The sequence below is a fragment of the Asticcacaulis sp. P2_C5 genome, assembly GCF_056404555.1.
On the sequence record NZ_JBFUDU010000004.1, the window covers coordinates 125,923 to 140,592 of the forward strand.

The following is a 14,670-nucleotide window of genomic DNA, read 5'->3' on the forward strand; positions in this document are numbered from 1 at the left end:
CAGAAAAGCCGGTCTCAGCCGCGGCCAAAAAACGGCATGCCCGACGCCATCACCGTCACGAAGGGGATATTAGCCTCCACAGGCAGCCCGGCGATATGGACCACCATCTTCGCGACATTGTCGGAGTCCATGCGCGGCTCGGCGCGAAGCTGGCCATCGGCCTGGATCGCGCCGGTGACCATATGGCCCGACATATCCGTCGCCGCATTGCCGACATCGATCTGCGAGCAGGTGATGCCAAAGCCACGTCCGTCCATCAGCAGCGACTTGGTCAGGCCGGTGATGGCGTGTTTCGAGACGCTGTAGGCAGCGGTCAAAGGCCGCGGCATGTGCGCCGAGAGTGAGCCGGTATTGATGATCCGCCCGCCCTGAGGGCTTTGCGCCTTCATCGCCCGCACGGCCTCGCGCGCACAGAGCATAGCGCCCAGGATATTGATATCGAGCACCGCACGCAGCTCATCGAGCGGCAATTCGTCCAATCCCAGCGCAGGCGCATTGTAGCCGGCATTGTTGAACAGCACATCGACCCGGCCATAGTTGGCCACGGCGCGATCGAACAGAGCCGCCACCGCCACCGGATCAGTGACATCGGTCGGCACGGCCAGCATGTGCGGCGCCAGTGCCGCCGTTTCCGTGAGAGCGTCGGCCCGGCGCCCGGCCAGCACGACGCTGTAACCCGCCTGCGACAAGGCGACGGCGGCGGCACGGCCGATACCGCTGCCCGCGCCCGTCACGACGGCCACCGGGCGGCTCATTTTATCAATTCCAGCCATTCGTCCTCCGTCAGCACCGCAACCCCCATCTCCGCCGCCTTTTTCAGTTTTGAGCCGGCCCCAGGCCCGGCCACGACATAGTCGGTCTTGGCCGAGACCGAACCCGAAACCCGGGCGCCCAGCCGCTCGGCCTGGGCCTTGGCTTCGTCGCGCGTAAATTTTTCCAGGCTGCCGGTAAAGACTACCGTCTTGCCCGATACCGGCGAGTTCGACGCCACCGCCTCGACATCCTGCACCCGAAGCTGCTCCAGGAAGCGCTCATAGATGTCGCGCTGATACGGATGGGCGAAGTAACTCGTCACCGACTGCGCAATCACCGGACCGATCTGGTTGACGTCTTTGATCGTGTTGAACGCCTCTTCATTGCCCTCAGCGGCCGCGACCACCGTCTCGTGAAAATGGCGTTCCGAACCGAAGGCGCGCGCCAGCAGCTTGGCCGAGGTGTCGCCGACGTGCTTGATGCCAAGCGCCGCAATGAACCTTTCCAAGGGCAGATCGCGCCGGCTTTCGATCGAGGCGAACAGGTTTTTCACCGATTGCTCGCCCATGCCTTCGCGGTTGCGCAGGGGCGTCAGGGACGTCTTGTCGCGCGCTTCAAGCGTGAAGATATCGGCCGGTTCTCGGATCAGTCCGTCTTCGAGGAACTTGGCCAGTTGTTTCTCACCGAGGCCTTCGATATCGAGCACGCGACGCGAAACGACATATTTGAGATATTCGATGCGTTGATAGGGACAGGCCTGGTCGCCACTGCATTTGCGGGCCACGCCCTCCGCTCCCGCGGCATTGACCTCGCGCACCACCTCGGTTTTTAGGGGACAGATGCAAAGTGTGGGGAATTCATAGGGCGCCGCCCCATCCGGCCGTTCGGCGATCTCGACGCCAACAATTTGCGGAATGACATCGCCGGCGCGCTGGACGCGGACCATGTCGCCGATACGGATATCCTTGCGTTCGATCTCATCGGCATTGTGCAGGGTGACATTGGTCACCACCACGCCGCCGACATTGATCGGTTCCAGCCGCGCCACCGGCGTCAAGGTGCCCATGCGGCCGACCTGGATGTCAATCGCCTGCAGCCGCGTCAAGGCCTGCTGGGCGGGAAACTTGTGCGCTATGGCCCAGCGCGGCGAGCGCGACACAAAGCCCAGACGGCGCTGCCAGTCGAGACGGTCGACCTTATAGACCACGCCGTCGATATCGTAGCCCAGCCCCGACCGCTGCAGGCCGATGCGGTCATAGACCTCCAGCAGGCCGGCGGCGCCTTCGACACGGATCGAGTTGGGATTGACCTGGAAACCCCACTGGCGGAACTTGTCCAACGCCTCCGATTGGGTGGCGACAAAGCCCTCGTCGCTGACCTCGCCCCAAGCGTAGGCAAAGAAGCGCAGCGGCCGCGAGGCGGTGATCGAAGCATCGAGTTGGCGCAGGGCGCCCGACGCCGAATTGCGCGGATTGGCAAAGGTCTTGGCGCCCTCTGCGGCAAAGCGGGCGTTCATCTCGGCAAACTCCTGCAGCGGCATATAGACTTCGCCGCGAACCTCGATCCGTTCGGGATGGTCGTTGCCCGCCAGGCTGTGCGGTATGCCCTTGATCGTCCGGACGTTTTCGGTGATGTCCTCGCCGGTGCGGCCGTCGCCGCGCGTCGCCGCCCGGACCAGTTCACCGTTAACATACAACAGGCTGCACGACAGGCCGTCGATCTTGGGCTCGGCGGCAAAAGCGACGGGTTCATCGGCCGGCAGCTTGAGAAAGCGGCGAATGCGGTCCTCGAAGTCGGTTATGTCCTCGGCGGCGAAGGCGTTGTCGAGCGACAGCATGGGAATGCCGTGCACGACGGCGGAAAACTTCTCCGAAATCGCCGCACCGACGGTCTGGGTCGGGCTGTCGGCAGATTTCAGTTCGGGAAAATCCGTTTCCAACTGACGCAGACGCTGTTCCAGCGCGTCATAGTCGGCATCGGTCAGTTCCGGTGTTTCTTCGCGGTAATAGAGGTCGCGGTGATACTGAACCTGCTCAGCCAGTTCGGTATGCAGGGCGCGGGCATCGTCGAGAGTCATAGGATCGTTCCTGAAGCTGGCAGAATCCTACCTGCCACAATCGCCGCGAATTGTCAGGAGATTTAGAGGAACCGCCAATGAACGCGAATAAACGCGAATGGATCGAGCGCCAAAGGCGCTCAAGAGATTCATCACCAGCGCCCCCCATCCAATTATACTCTGATCATTCGCGCTTATTCGCGTTCATTGGCTTCGCCGAACGTTGTTTCGCGGTTCCAAACACCTTAAAACCGCCAGCTGTCGTCATTGTCCGGCGTTGCCTGCAAGGCCTTGCGGGTCAGATGATAACAGAACAGCACCAGACAGAAGACAGCGGCCGCCACCATCCCGCCCTTGGCGTATAGGTGCAGATCGGCTTGAAACGCCTGGGTCTGCGCATAGGACATCCCGCGCTCATGCAGGGTATAGGCGATACAGGCACCGACCACGGCGACGGTCGTGCCGACGAACTGCAGGATAAAGAAAAATATGTGCCGGATGATCAACATCATGCCGCTAGTCTATCACACCGCTTCGGCAGATTTAAGTCGCAAGGCTGCGGCCCTGGCTTCCGGTGTAATCTCAGCCCCCGACAGCATGCGCGCCAGTTCTTCCAGCGCCGCGTCACGATCGAGCACGGCGACACGTGAAAGAACGCTGCCCTCATGTTCCTGCTTGGATACCTTGAGATGCGAATCGCCGCGCGCCGCGACCTGCGGACTATGGGTCACGACGATGACCTGGGATTTTTCGGCCAGGCGTTTCAGACGCAGGCCTACCGCATCGGCCACGGCCCCGCCGACCCCCTGATCGACTTCATCGAAAATCATGACGGGCGACGCTACGTCGTCGCCACCGCGCGCCGCCAGGGCCGCCTTCAGCGCCAGGGCAAAGCGCGCCAGTTCTCCGCCTGAAGCGATAACCGCCAAACCGCCCCACTCGGCGCCGGGATTGGTCTTGACCTCGAAGGCCACGGCATCACCACCGGCAGCATTATAGCGTTCAGGCTCCATGGCGCGCAGGGCGACGCGGAAGCGCGCCTTGTCGAGTTTAAGGGGCGTCAATTCCGCCATGACAGACGCCGCCAATGCTTCCCCGGCCGCGATACGCTTGACGCGCAACGCCTCAATGGCAGCGTGGAAGGTCGCCTGGGCCTGGGCAATAGCCTTGTCGAGACGCGCCAGATGGGCGTCCAGATCCTCGATCTGGCTGAGGCTGCGCGCTATGCGGATGCGTTCCTTTGGCAGGTCGTCGACCAATACGCCCAGCTTGCGCGCCATGGCGCGCAGGGCAAACAGCCGCTCCTCCACCTTATCGAGTTGACCCGGTTCGAGATCGAGACTGTCGGCCGCCTGGTCCATCAGGGCCAGGGCCTCATCGGCCGCGATCAGGGTGCGGTCGAGCGCGTCGGCGGCCCAGATCAGGCGCTTCAGCACCTCGTCCTCGCCCGTCGCCCCGGCTTGCAATGCACGCGTCCGGGCGTGATCGAGCGCGCGGAAGGCCTTGGCCAGGCGCTGCGACAACTGATCACCGCCGACCGCGTCTCGCGCCTCGGTTATGTCTTCCAGGGCTCGCTCGGATGCCCCCAGCAGGGCGCGTTGCGAAGCCAGGGTGGCTTCTTCTTCCGGCTGCGGGTTCAGGCGCTCCAATTCCTGCAGGCGTAGCGTCAGGGTCTCCAGCTCGGCCTTGTCGCCCTGGGCCCGTTTCAGCAAATCCCGATGTTCGTCGCGCAGCGCCTTCAGCGCTCGGAAACTTTCCGCCACGCGCATAAGCTCCGGCGCCGTCGCGCCATAGGTGTCCAGCATGCCAAGATGCGAGCGCGCGTCCAGCAGCCCAACCGTTTCATGCTGGCCATGGACCTCGAGCAGGGAATCGCCCAGCGCCTTCAGCACCGCGACGCTGACTGGCTGGTCATTGACAAACGCCTTGGAGCGGCCGTCGCGGCTGACCGTCCGGCGCAGCAACAGGGCCTCTCCGGCCTCCAGCGCCAGGCCCTTGTCTTCGAGGAAATCATAGATCGGATGTGAAGCGGGAAGTTCGAACTCCGCCGTAACCGACGCCTGGGCGGCGCCCGCGCGGATCAGACCGGTGTCGGCCCGCGCTCCGGTGGCCAGGCTCAGGCTGTCGAGCAGGATGGACTTGCCGGCACCGGTTTCGCCGGTCAGGACGCTCAGACCCTGCTGGATATCCAGTTCCAGGCGGTCGACGAGCACGACGTCGCAAATGATCAGTCGGGTCAGCATGGGCAGGCGATCCGTCACATAGCGCGACTCAAGGCTCGCGCCTGGCCATTTAAACCGATTTCGCCCCGCACGACAAGAACATTTCAAGAACTTTGATGGGAACGGCGCCACTGTACCCGTTAAAAATCTGTCATCGCCGCCGTGCGACAGTCCGTATCCGCGACTCATATGGAATGACCATGCACGCGCTCCTATCCGCCTTCACGCCTGATCCCGCCGCCTTCTTGCGTACCCTGATCGTGTTATTGTCTGCCTTTGTATGCGGCGGTTTGATCGGGCTGGAGCGGCAGATCCGCCAGCGCAATGCCGGCCTGCGCACCATGGTCCTGGTCAGTGTCGGCGCCGCCGCCTTCGTTCACCTCGGTGGGCGACTGTTTGGTGACGAAGGCATGGTGCGTATCATCGCCTATGTCGTCTCCGGCATCGGCTTTCTCGGCGCCGGCGTCATCATGAAGGAGGGCGCGCAGGTCAGGGGCATGAACACCGCCGCCACTCTGTGGTCGTCCGCTGCGGTTGGCGCGTTTGCCGGCGCATGCCTGATAGCCGAAGCCTTCGCTGTCACCGCCTTCATCCTGGCCGGCAACACCCTGCTGCGTCCGGTGGTCAACTACATCAACCGCCGCCCGGTCGACGCGGCCAGCACCGAAGCCACCTATCGCGTCCACGTCGTTTGCCTGGCCGGCTACACCACCGACGCGCGCGACCTGCTGGATACCGAGTTGGAACGGGCCAATTATCCACTGCGCAGTATCGAGGTCGTGTCAGAAAGCGAGGAACTGGTCGAACTGGCCGCCGAACTGATTCCCACGACGGCAGACAGCAAGGAACTGGACGCCGTGTGCGAAGCCCTGCTGGCGTCGGATTTTATCGACAGCGCCACCTGGACGGTCAGCACCAATCAATAGGCGCGGCGGCGCAGAGTCGACCAAGGTCTCTCGAGTCTTCGTGTCACTGTGCCAACAGCCACGCCCGCCAGTCGGCCAGAAGCCGGCTCTCGTCAACGCCCAGTTTCGCCAGCACGTCGGCCTGCCGTGTAAGCGGCAAAAGGCCGGCCAAGGTCTCGCGGCCATAGGTGTGATCGATATAGGCAGCCATAGATCCAGCCAGTCCATAGCGATCCGGCCCAGTCCACACCTCCGCCAGCGCCTTGGGCCCCTCACCCAAACGCACGCGGGCCGTAGCGCGTTGCAGGCGATCCTCGCTCAGTTGACCGGCCGCCAGGACGGCTACGCCTTCGACGAACCAGCCGATATCGTTGGCCCCGGTGAAGTCGCGCGTCGGGTTCATCTGCCCATGATAAACATGGGTCAGTTCATGCGCGACGAGACCCGACACCTCGGCATCGTCGTCCGCATGGTGGTCGCAAGCTTCCTTGTCCCAGTCCGAGGGCGACAGGATGACCAGAAAATCGGCGACACCCAGCCCGACCATCCAGCATTCGGTAGCGGTCATGCCCCAGCTTGCCGGAAAGGCAGCGTCGAAGGCTTTGCGGTCCGGCGCCACTGTAAGGTGGATGGTTTCCGGGAAGGGTTTGCCGAAAAAGGCCTCGACCTGGGCTTGGCCGTCCGTTGTCACCCGGGCGACTTGATCGGCACCCGGGTCTCCCGGCGTCGCATGAATTTCGATGGGTGTTTCGGCGACGGCAAAGGCAGGTATTGCGGCAATGGCCAGGCTCAAGAGAAGCGGCCGTATGACAGGTCTCATGCGGGTCAACTCCACTGCTTATGCGTCATTGAAGCAAGGCATGTCGAGCGTGTTGAAACGCCCCCACCAGCCTCGCCGGCAGGCACACATCTCAGCCGCGAGGCGGCTTCATGCGGTCCCCCTCCCCGGCCTCGGCGGCAGCCAAGCGGGGCGGTTAGGCCTTCGGGCGCAGGAAGCTGAGCCAGCCCTTTTTCGTCTTGGTGTCCGGCGTCTCGGGGCCCTTTTTGCCGTTGGGATCCGGTGCGACCGCAGGCGTCTCGCCCTTTTCCATCAGCAGCTTGTAGGCCGCGGCGTACCAGCGGTCGCCGGGATAGTTGTAGCCCAGAACGGCCGCGTCACGCGTCGCTTCCTGATGCAGGCCCATCATCTCATTGGCCTCCACCAGGCGGTACAGGGCCTCAGGGGTGTGGCTTGTCGTCTGATATGTGCTGGCGACGGTCTTGAAGCGGCCGATGGCGGCCAGGGGCTGGTTCTCGGTCAGATACCAGCGTCCGATCTCCATTTCCTTGCCGGCCAACTGGTCCTGCACCATGTCGATCTTGACGCGGGCGTCCTTGGCATATTCGCTCTGCGGATAGCGCTTGACCACATCCGTTAGCAGGGCCTGCGCATTGGTGGTCGATGCCTGGTCGCGGCCGACGTCGACGATCTGTTCGAACGAGCAGATGGCCTTCATGTAATAGGCATAGGGCGTCAGTTCGCTGCCTGGATACAGGTGGATAAACTGATCTGCCGCAGCACTGGCTTCTTCGTACTTGCCGCCCTGATAGTTGGCATAGATGGTCATGACGATGGCGCGGCGCGACCATTCCGAATAGGGATGCTGGCGCTGCACTTCCTCGAAATACTGCACCGCTTCGGTCCAGCTCTTTTCGTCGAGGCGCTCCATGCCCGTGGCATAGAGCAGTTCCACCGGACGCTCCTCATAGACGAGGTGCTCCTGCGGTTTGCGCCCGGCGCAGCCGGTAAGCGCGGCGGCGCTGACGCCCGCCACCAGGATGGCTACGATAGAAGCCTTGAAAAACCGTCCATAATACCGCCCAGAGATCACGGATAACCCTCGCAAAAGCGCCGCTTTGGACGCGCACATCTTAACCTTGAGGATATCTACACGATGGCCGTGGCGCCGCCAACCGGATTTCGCATCCGGGAGGGTCGGAGATTATCCGACGTCGGCCAGAGCCGGGCCGCGGGTCACGATGCGGTAGGCATCCGGGCGCGACAATAGTTCACGAACCAAGGCATTATTAAGGCCGTGACCGGCGCGGATTCCTTCAAACCTGCCAAGAATGGGCATGCCCAGGACGTACAGGTCGCCAATGGCGTCCAATGCCTTGTGGCGGGCAAATTCATTGGCGAAGCGCAGGCCGCCTTCATTCATGATGGTGTCGCCGTCGATGACGATGGCATTGTCGAGCGAGCCGCCACGCGCCAGGCCAGCCTTGCGCAGGGCTTCGACGCCCTGCAGGAAGCCGAAGGTGCGGGCCGAGGCCAGCTCGTCGCGGAAGGACTGTTCGGTGATGACCAGGTCGACTTCCTGGTGGCCGATCGGCGTACCGGGGAAATCGATCTCGAAGCGCACTTCGAAACGGTCGCACGGCAACAGGGTCGCACGCTTGTCGTCTTCGATGACTTCGACCGGCTGCAGGATTTCAATGACCTGTTGCGGCAGGGCCTGACGGCGGAAACCGGCCTGATCCAGCAGTTGCACGAACTGCAGGGACGATCCGTCCATGATCGGCACTTCAGGACCGTCGAGTTCGACAACCACGTTGTCGAGGCTCATGGCGCTGAAAGCGGCCATGACATGCTCGATGGTCGAGACCGAAACGCCGGCTTCGTTGGTGATGACGGTACCCAGGCGGGTTTGGGTGACATAGTCGGCCAGGGCCGGAACGCGGTTGTTACGATCAGTAATATCGGAACGAACAAAGATTACGCCGGTGCCGGACGGCGCCGGACGCACAACCATACGCACAGGCACGCCCGTATGCAGGCCCATCCCGGCGATAATGGCCGCATGGGCCAGAGTCTGTTCGTTTTGATCAGGCAACATAACGCGAAAAACCTACGCTTTAACCCGGAAAATGTCGCTGCGAGCGCGGCTCACGAGACATAAAAAAAGTGCGGGCACATTGCTGGCCCGCACGGAATGTCTCATTTTCGGCGCCTTGAAACAAACGAACTTGTATTTCCGTTTGTAACCGCTTTGCTTAACGTAAATTAATTAGCGAGGCGCCTTAAGAAAGAAGGGATTTCGAGGTCATCCTCCGCTTCCATGGAAGGCTGTTCGACCGGGCGTGAAGCCGGGTTCAAATTGGACTTTTGCGGCGCCGGAACATAGCGGTCGGCCCCATCTTCGGCCCCGGCTTCCGCAGCCTCCGGCTGAGTTGGCGAGGTACCTGCCGCCTGGCGCTGCGGGAACAGGCCGCGCCAGAAGGATTCGCGTCCCTCGTCCTCGGTCTGCAGGCGTGGCGTCGCAGGCGTCCCCTGGGAGGTACGCGGCGCCGGCACCGGTGTATAGGTCGGCGGACGCGAGATCACGGGGCGGCTGACGGGCGTTTCGGCCCGAGATACTTCAGAACGGGGCGCCTCAGGACGGGGCGCTTCAGCCCGCGCCTCGGTGGCTACGTCGAGCGGCGCCAGGAAGCCATCTTCGTCGGCCAGCGGATCGACGATACGCGTGACGATCTGCGGCTGGGGCTGCGGCTCAGGCGCGGCCTTACGTTCCTCGAACAGGCTCGAACGCGGCGCCGGCGATGCCGCCACAGTCTGAGCATAGGTCGGAGTGATCGGTGCCGGACGTGCCTCAGCGGCCGGAGCTACGTAAGGTGCCGGAGCAGGCGCCGCCAAAGGCTGAGCTTGGGCTTCGGAGCGCTGACCATAGCCCAGGCCAAAGGTCGGCGTAGGCGCAGGTGGCGTTGTCTGGGTACGGTTCAGCATGTTCAGCGGCGTTTGCAGCGCCACGCCGTCCATGCCGGTGGCGACCACCGAAACGCGCAGCTTGCCTTCCAGGTTCGGATCGAAGGCGGCGCCGAAGATGATATTGGCTTCCGGATCGACTTCCGACGAAATGGCGTTGGCCGCTTCATCAACTTCATGCAGGGTCATGTCGAGACCGCCGGTGACATTCACCAGAACGGCCTTGGCGCCCTTCAGCGAGGTCTCGTCGAGCAGCGGGTTCTGGATGGCGTTCTGGGCGGCCAGCAGGGCACGGTCTTCACCCGAAGCCTCGCCCGTCCCCATCATCGCCTTGCCCATATCGGACATGACAGAACGGACGTCGGCGAAGTCGAGATTGATCAGGCCGGGCAGGACCATCAGGTCGGTAATGGAACGCACGCCGGCATGCAGCACCTGGTCGGCCATGCCGAAGGCTTCGGCAAAGGTCGTGCGCTCATTGGCGATGCGGAACAGGTTCTGGTTCGGAATGACGATCAGGGTGTCGACATAGCGCTGCAGCTCGGCAATGCCGGCCTCGGCCAGGCGCATGCGGTGACGGCCTTCGAAGGTGAAGGGCTTGGTGACCACGCCGACGGTCAATATGCCGCGTTCACGCGCACATTTGGCGATGATCGGTGCCGCACCGGTGCCGGTGCCGCCGCCCATGCCAGCGGTGATGAAGACCATGTGAGCACCTTCGAGGTGCTCGGCGATCTCGGGCGAGGATTCCTCGGCCGCGGTCATACCGACCTCGGGATGCGCACCGGCGCCCAGTCCCTGGGTAATGCCTACGCCCAGCTGGACCCGCGCATCGGTGCGCGAAAACTGCAGCTGCTGCGCATCGGTATTGGCGACAACGAATTCAACGCCCTCCAGACCGGCCTCGATCATGTTGTTGACGGCGTTGCCACCGGCGCCACCGACGCCGAACACGACGATACGCGGTTTCAACTCCGTGGCGCGTGGCGCAGAAAGAGAAATTGCCATGGGATCGGACCAACCTTTCACATTCTTCCCCTTTCAGAGGATGTAAGCGGACGCTTGCGGCCTCCTTGGGTCAGGACGCCATCAGACTACAATTATGCTTAACGAACTGTTACCCGATAACTTGAGTCGGGCGTTTTTGAAGCCGTTTCGGTAATAAATTTTAAGAGAGGTTACCGAAACATGACTCTTTATAGGCCAATCGAGTCGCAAATGAGTCACGACAGCGGCGCTTTTCGCGCGACAGGCGAATCACATTTCCGACAGCAGGCTTGAGTCCCTGGCAAAGGCACCACCGCCTCACCTGCCGGTGTACGGTTTGTCGTCACGCGCTCTCGACCAGGGCGCAGGCCAGCCACAGCATCGGCGCCTGGCCGTGCAGGTCGCCTGTTACTTTCGGGCGGTCGAGGTAGAATTGCATCTCCCCTGACTGGCCGGTGCCGATGCAGATATCCGCCAGGCGGCCGTCGCGCCCAAGCCGTTTGCACAGGGCTTTCCACGCATTCCTCACCGCATCGTCATAGGCCCGGCCGCTCAGCAAGCCGCGCTTCACGCCCGCCGCCATGGCGAAGCCGAACATGGCGGTACACGACGATTCGGCCCAGGCCTGCGGCCGGTCGACCAATTGCCGCCACATGCCATCCGGCGCCTGAAAGCGCAACAGGGCCTCCATCATCCGCCCATAGCCATTGCGCAAGACGGTATAGGACGGATGATCCTGCGAGAGTTCGCTTAAAACCTCGGCCAGCCCCGCCGCCACCCAGCCATTGCCGCGTCCCCAAGAATAAGGCGCTTCCGGACCATGAAAGAACAGGCCGTTCGGTTGCTGCAGCCTTGTGACATAGGCGGCCAGTTCGCGCCCCGCCCGGTCAAGATAAACGGGCCGGCGCGTGGTGCGGAACGCCTGGACCTGCAGCGCGCCGATCATCCACATGTCGTCGATCCAGAACCGGGTTTGTTTTGTCAGGCCGTCGTCGCGCAGATCCGTCCACTGACCGTCGGCCAGGGCCAGCCCCTGTTTCAGGTCGTCGAAATCGCCGGTTTGGCGGTACAGTTCCAGCGGCCACACCCCGATCACATTGGCGTCGACATGGTTGGCGGTATTGGGAATGTTCTCGTCGGCCAGGCGCAGGTAACGCGTTGCTACGCCGTCAACCAGGGCCCGGTCCTGGATCAGGCCCCCCAGCTTCGCCGCGCCATAGGCGGTCGCGGCCTCGGCATAGTGCACGGCATGGACATCGCCGGAGTCGTAGCGCATCAGCTCGGCGCGTCCGAGATAGTCTCGCGCGATCTTGCGCCCAACCGATGCCGGATCGCGGCTTGCCGCCGCAACGGGCGTGGCAAAGGCAAGACCGGCACCACCGCCAAGAATCGCGCGTCGTGACAAGGTCATGGTTGTCCTCCCCGCGCCTGTTCCGGCGCCTGGAGGCACACTAGCTCAAAGGTTGGACTTAAGCCACTCGACGACGCGCATGAACAGATTGCCATGCCCCCCTGTGGGCGCGTCCTTGGGGCCGATCTTGGCGGCCATGATCTTCTTGACCGGTACGACATCGCGCGGTCCATACAGGGTGCGCAGGATCACACCGGCCGCCGAGGCAAAGGATGGGCCCGACGCGGCGTCCCCCAGATGTGGCACGCGCCGCGGTTTGCCGAGGCGGCACGGCCGGTCGAACACCCGCACGGCCAGCTCACGGACGCCGGCCAGTTGCGACGCCCCGCCCGTCAGCACGATACCGGCGCCGGGCTCGATCTGTACACCCGAAGCCTTGATCTTCTCACGCAGCAGCTCAAACGTCTCCTCGACGCGCGGCGCAATGATCCCTTTAAGGATCGAGCGCGGCACGATGATCGGCGCGCCACCGCGTTCGTCACCACGCGGCGGCGCTTCGACGGTCTCGCGGTCTTCATTGGCCGAAGCGATCGCCGAGCCGTGCAGGGTCTTCAGCCGTTCGGCGCCGGCAAGCGTCGTCGACAGGCCGCGCGCGATATCGGCCGTGACATGCGCCCCGCCGACATTGAGGCAGTCGACATGGACCAGGGTGCCGTTGGCGAAGATGGCCGCTGTCGTGCTCGATGCGCCCATGTCGATACAGATGCAGCCGAGATCCTTCTCGTCTTCTTCAAGCGCCGCGACGGCGGCCGCCAGCGGCGCCGAGACTATGGCCTGGACTTCGAGATGGGCCTGGCTGACGCACTGGATGATATTGTTGAACACGCTCTCGTCGATGGTGACGACCAGCAGTTCCAGCCCCAGATTACGGCCGTTCAGTCCGCGCGGATCGCTGACCCCCGTCTGGTCGTCGACGCTCCATGACACCGGCAGGAGATGGATGGCGCGGCGGTTGGGGAAGCGCACCTGCGCCAGGGCCGAGGCGATGGCGCGATTGAGATCGAGATCGGCGATGGGTTTCAGACCCAGCGACACCTGGGACGACACCTTGTGCGACGCTGTCTGTGCGCCGGGAATGGTCACCCGCACGCCCTGGATCGAGACATTGGCCATGGCCTCGGCGCGTTCGACCGCCTGGGCGATGGCCTGGGATGCGGCTTCCATGTCGATGATCGAACCCGCGCGGACGCCTTTGGACTGGACATAGCCGACGCCTGCGACGCGGATCGACTGGTCGGCATGGCGCGCGCCTTCCGGCCGCATGATGAAACAGCCGATTTTCGAGGCGCCGAGATCGAGCGAGGCGATCAATCCTGTCGACGCCGCCGGCCTCTGGCCGCCGCTCGATACCTGGGGTGACGGTGCACGCGCGGCACGCTGAGGGGCTGCGCCGTAGCGGGCGTTCTTGGCTTCCTGGCGGTCTTCAAATCGTGACATGAGTTTCTCTCTGCGTCAGATCAAAGTTCGGGGGCCGTCGGATGAGCCTGGAGCGGCACGACGACGAGAGACTCCGGGTCGAGGAGATCGATTTCGGCGAACCCCTGTTCCAGGACGTGTTGTTGCGTCATCAGGGCGTCGAGGCGCATCAGGGCTTCTTCCTGATTGAGCGCGGGCAGCTTGATGATGGCGCCGTTCTTGAGGTGGATGTCCCAGCGCCGCGTATCGACGCGCACCAGGGCATAGGTCTTCTGCATCAACGCGCCGCGCGTCTGCATCAGTTGCAGGATGTCGCCGGCAGCTTCATTAGCCCCTTCGCCCACCACCAGCGGCAGGTCGAGGAACTTGATCGCGCTGGCTTCGGGGATGACATGCCCCTCGTCATCGATGACCGTGTCCTTGCCCTGGAACTGCCAAACCGCCAGGCGTGGCCGTTCGACGACCGAAATAATCAGCGTGCCCGGCAATTGACGGCGGATGGTGACCGACTTGGCCCAGCCGACATGCTCGATTTCGGCCTGCAGCTTGGCAAGATCCATGAGGGCGATCGGCTGGTGCACATCCAGCGAGGTCTTGAGCACGGCCTGTATCGCCGGCTTGGCCTCGTCGCTGACGCCGGCCAGAACGATATGGTCCAGATTGAGCCCCATGGCGCCTAGCCGGTCATCGGCAAAATGCGTGACGGCATTGCCCAGGGCCTCGGCGCGATGGCCGGTCATCAGTACGACGCCCAGCATGCTGGAGACAACGATAACGGCAAACCAGGCGCGCAGTTCGTTCGGCATGGCGACCGAACCGATGACGCTGCCCTTGCCGCCGACCGTCTTGCGGCCACCGGAGCGCGGCTTGGCAGCGGGCTTGGCGCCACCTTTGGCGGCACCGGACCTGCCACCGTCCTGGGCCGGGGCGGGGCTGGCTTGTCTTCGGCCACCACGAACAACGGCGGGCATGGGCACAATCTCCGACACTTACACGGCACATTCAAAGACATACAGCGCGCCACGCTTTTGCGGACGCGCGGCGGACTGGCCGACCTTGGGGTTACCCTCCATTGATGCCGCAACGTGCTTAATAGAGTCATAACGAATCTGAAATTTGTAAGCTTTCGGCAACCAAACTGCCGGTGCCCGCGCCTGCGGAAGGCGCCTTTGAGGGGT

General features: G+C 63.2%; 12 protein-coding genes. 1 reads left to right on the top strand and 11 read right to left on the bottom strand.

Going from position 1 to position 14,670, the window contains the following annotated elements; genetic code table 11:
* Positions 1-14 precede the first annotated feature (14 nt).
* From AC1DXO_RS08665 to recN, 4 genes are all read right to left on the bottom strand, one after another.
* Positions 15-755 (bottom strand): SDR family oxidoreductase, encoded by a 741-nt coding sequence (locus tag AC1DXO_RS08665; RefSeq protein ID WP_476977725.1) that lies wholly within the window; start codon positions 753-755, stop codon positions 15-17.
* The gene (gene ligA / locus AC1DXO_RS08670; protein ID WP_476977726.1) at positions 752-2,830 is read right to left on the bottom strand and encodes an NAD-dependent DNA ligase LigA; all 2,079 of its coding nucleotides are present in this window, start codon (positions 2,828-2,830) and stop codon (positions 752-754) included. The genes AC1DXO_RS08665 and ligA overlap by 4 nt, the downstream gene beginning before the upstream one ends.
* A 224-nt stretch (positions 2,831-3,054) precedes the next feature.
* On the bottom strand, positions 3,055-3,321 hold the full coding sequence (locus AC1DXO_RS08675) for a hypothetical protein (RefSeq protein ID WP_476977727.1): 267 nt from the start codon (positions 3,319-3,321) through the stop codon (positions 3,055-3,057).
* Positions 3,322-3,333: 12 nt separating this feature from the next.
* Positions 3,334-5,052, bottom strand: coding sequence for a DNA repair protein RecN (recN, locus tag AC1DXO_RS08680; protein ID WP_476977728.1), 1,719 nt, complete (start codon positions 5,050-5,052; stop codon positions 3,334-3,336).
* 179 nt (positions 5,053-5,231) lie between these two features.
* Between recN and AC1DXO_RS08685 the strand changes: the two genes are divergently transcribed.
* Positions 5,232-5,957, top strand: a complete 726-nt coding sequence (locus AC1DXO_RS08685; protein WP_476977729.1) for an MgtC/SapB family protein — start codon at positions 5,232-5,234, stop codon at positions 5,955-5,957.
* Between the two features lie 43 nt (positions 5,958-6,000).
* Here AC1DXO_RS08685 and AC1DXO_RS08690 read toward each other — a convergent pair whose 3' ends face one another.
* From AC1DXO_RS08690 to AC1DXO_RS08720, 7 genes are all read right to left on the bottom strand, one after another.
* Complete coding sequence (locus AC1DXO_RS08690; RefSeq protein WP_476977730.1) at positions 6,001-6,756, bottom strand: gluzincin family metallopeptidase; 756 nt, start codon at positions 6,754-6,756, stop codon at positions 6,001-6,003.
* 154 nt (positions 6,757-6,910) lie between these two features.
* A complete protein-coding gene (locus AC1DXO_RS08695) occupies positions 6,911-7,807 on the bottom strand; it encodes an outer membrane protein assembly factor BamD (protein ID WP_476977731.1) in 897 nt (298 codons plus the stop codon).
* 111 nt (positions 7,808-7,918) lie between these two features.
* On the bottom strand, positions 7,919-8,812 hold the full coding sequence (gene lpxC, locus AC1DXO_RS08700; protein WP_476977732.1) for a UDP-3-O-acyl-N-acetylglucosamine deacetylase: 894 nt from the start codon (positions 8,810-8,812) through the stop codon (positions 7,919-7,921).
* Positions 8,813-8,979: 167 nt separating this feature from the next.
* Entirely contained in the window at positions 8,980-10,686 is a 1,707-nt protein-coding gene (ftsZ, locus tag AC1DXO_RS08705) for a cell division protein FtsZ (RefSeq protein ID WP_476977733.1), read from the bottom strand.
* Positions 10,687-11,008: 322 nt separating this feature from the next.
* Positions 11,009-12,076: a glycoside hydrolase family 88/105 protein gene (locus AC1DXO_RS08710; RefSeq protein ID WP_476977734.1), complete on the bottom strand. Its 1,068-nt coding sequence runs from the start codon at positions 12,074-12,076 to the stop codon at positions 11,009-11,011.
* A gap of 45 nt (positions 12,077-12,121) precedes the next feature.
* A complete protein-coding gene (gene ftsA / locus AC1DXO_RS08715) occupies positions 12,122-13,513 on the bottom strand; it encodes a cell division protein FtsA (RefSeq protein ID WP_476977735.1) in 1,392 nt (463 codons plus the stop codon).
* Positions 13,514-13,533: 20 nt separating this feature from the next.
* Positions 13,534-14,463, bottom strand: a complete 930-nt coding sequence (locus AC1DXO_RS08720) for a cell division protein FtsQ/DivIB (protein WP_476977736.1) — start codon at positions 14,461-14,463, stop codon at positions 13,534-13,536.
* Positions 14,464-14,670: the final 207 nt, after the last annotated feature.

Bases quoted from the DNA above. Each gene is read 5' to 3' on its own strand.
- AC1DXO_RS08665 (WP_476977725.1), bottom strand. From the start codon at position 755: ATGAGCCGCCCGGTGGCCGTCGTGACGGGCGCGGGCAGCGGTATCGGC.
- ligA (WP_476977726.1), bottom strand. From the start codon at position 2,830: ATGACTCTCGACGATGCCCGCGCCCTGCATACCGAACTGGCTGAGCAG.
- AC1DXO_RS08675 (WP_476977727.1), bottom strand. From the start codon at position 3,321: ATGATGTTGATCATCCGGCACATATTTTTCTTTATCCTGCAGTTCGTC.
- recN (WP_476977728.1), bottom strand. From the start codon at position 5,052: ATGCTGACCCGACTGATCATTTGCGACGTCGTGCTCGTCGACCGCCTG.
- AC1DXO_RS08685 (WP_476977729.1), top strand. From the start codon at position 5,232: ATGCACGCGCTCCTATCCGCCTTCACGCCTGATCCCGCCGCCTTCTTG.
- AC1DXO_RS08690 (WP_476977730.1), bottom strand. From the start codon at position 6,756: ATGAGACCTGTCATACGGCCGCTTCTCTTGAGCCTGGCCATTGCCGCA.
- lpxC (WP_476977732.1), bottom strand. From the start codon at position 8,812: ATGTTGCCTGATCAAAACGAACAGACTCTGGCCCATGCGGCCATTATC.
- ftsZ (WP_476977733.1), bottom strand. From the start codon at position 10,686: ATGGCAATTTCTCTTTCTGCGCCACGCGCCACGGAGTTGAAACCGCGT.
- AC1DXO_RS08710 (WP_476977734.1), bottom strand. From the start codon at position 12,076: ATGACCTTGTCACGACGCGCGATTCTTGGCGGTGGTGCCGGTCTTGCC.
- ftsA (WP_476977735.1), bottom strand. From the start codon at position 13,513: ATGTCACGATTTGAAGACCGCCAGGAAGCCAAGAACGCCCGCTACGGC.
- AC1DXO_RS08720 (WP_476977736.1), bottom strand. From the start codon at position 14,463: ATGCCCGCCGTTGTTCGTGGTGGCCGAAGACAAGCCAGCCCCGCCCCG.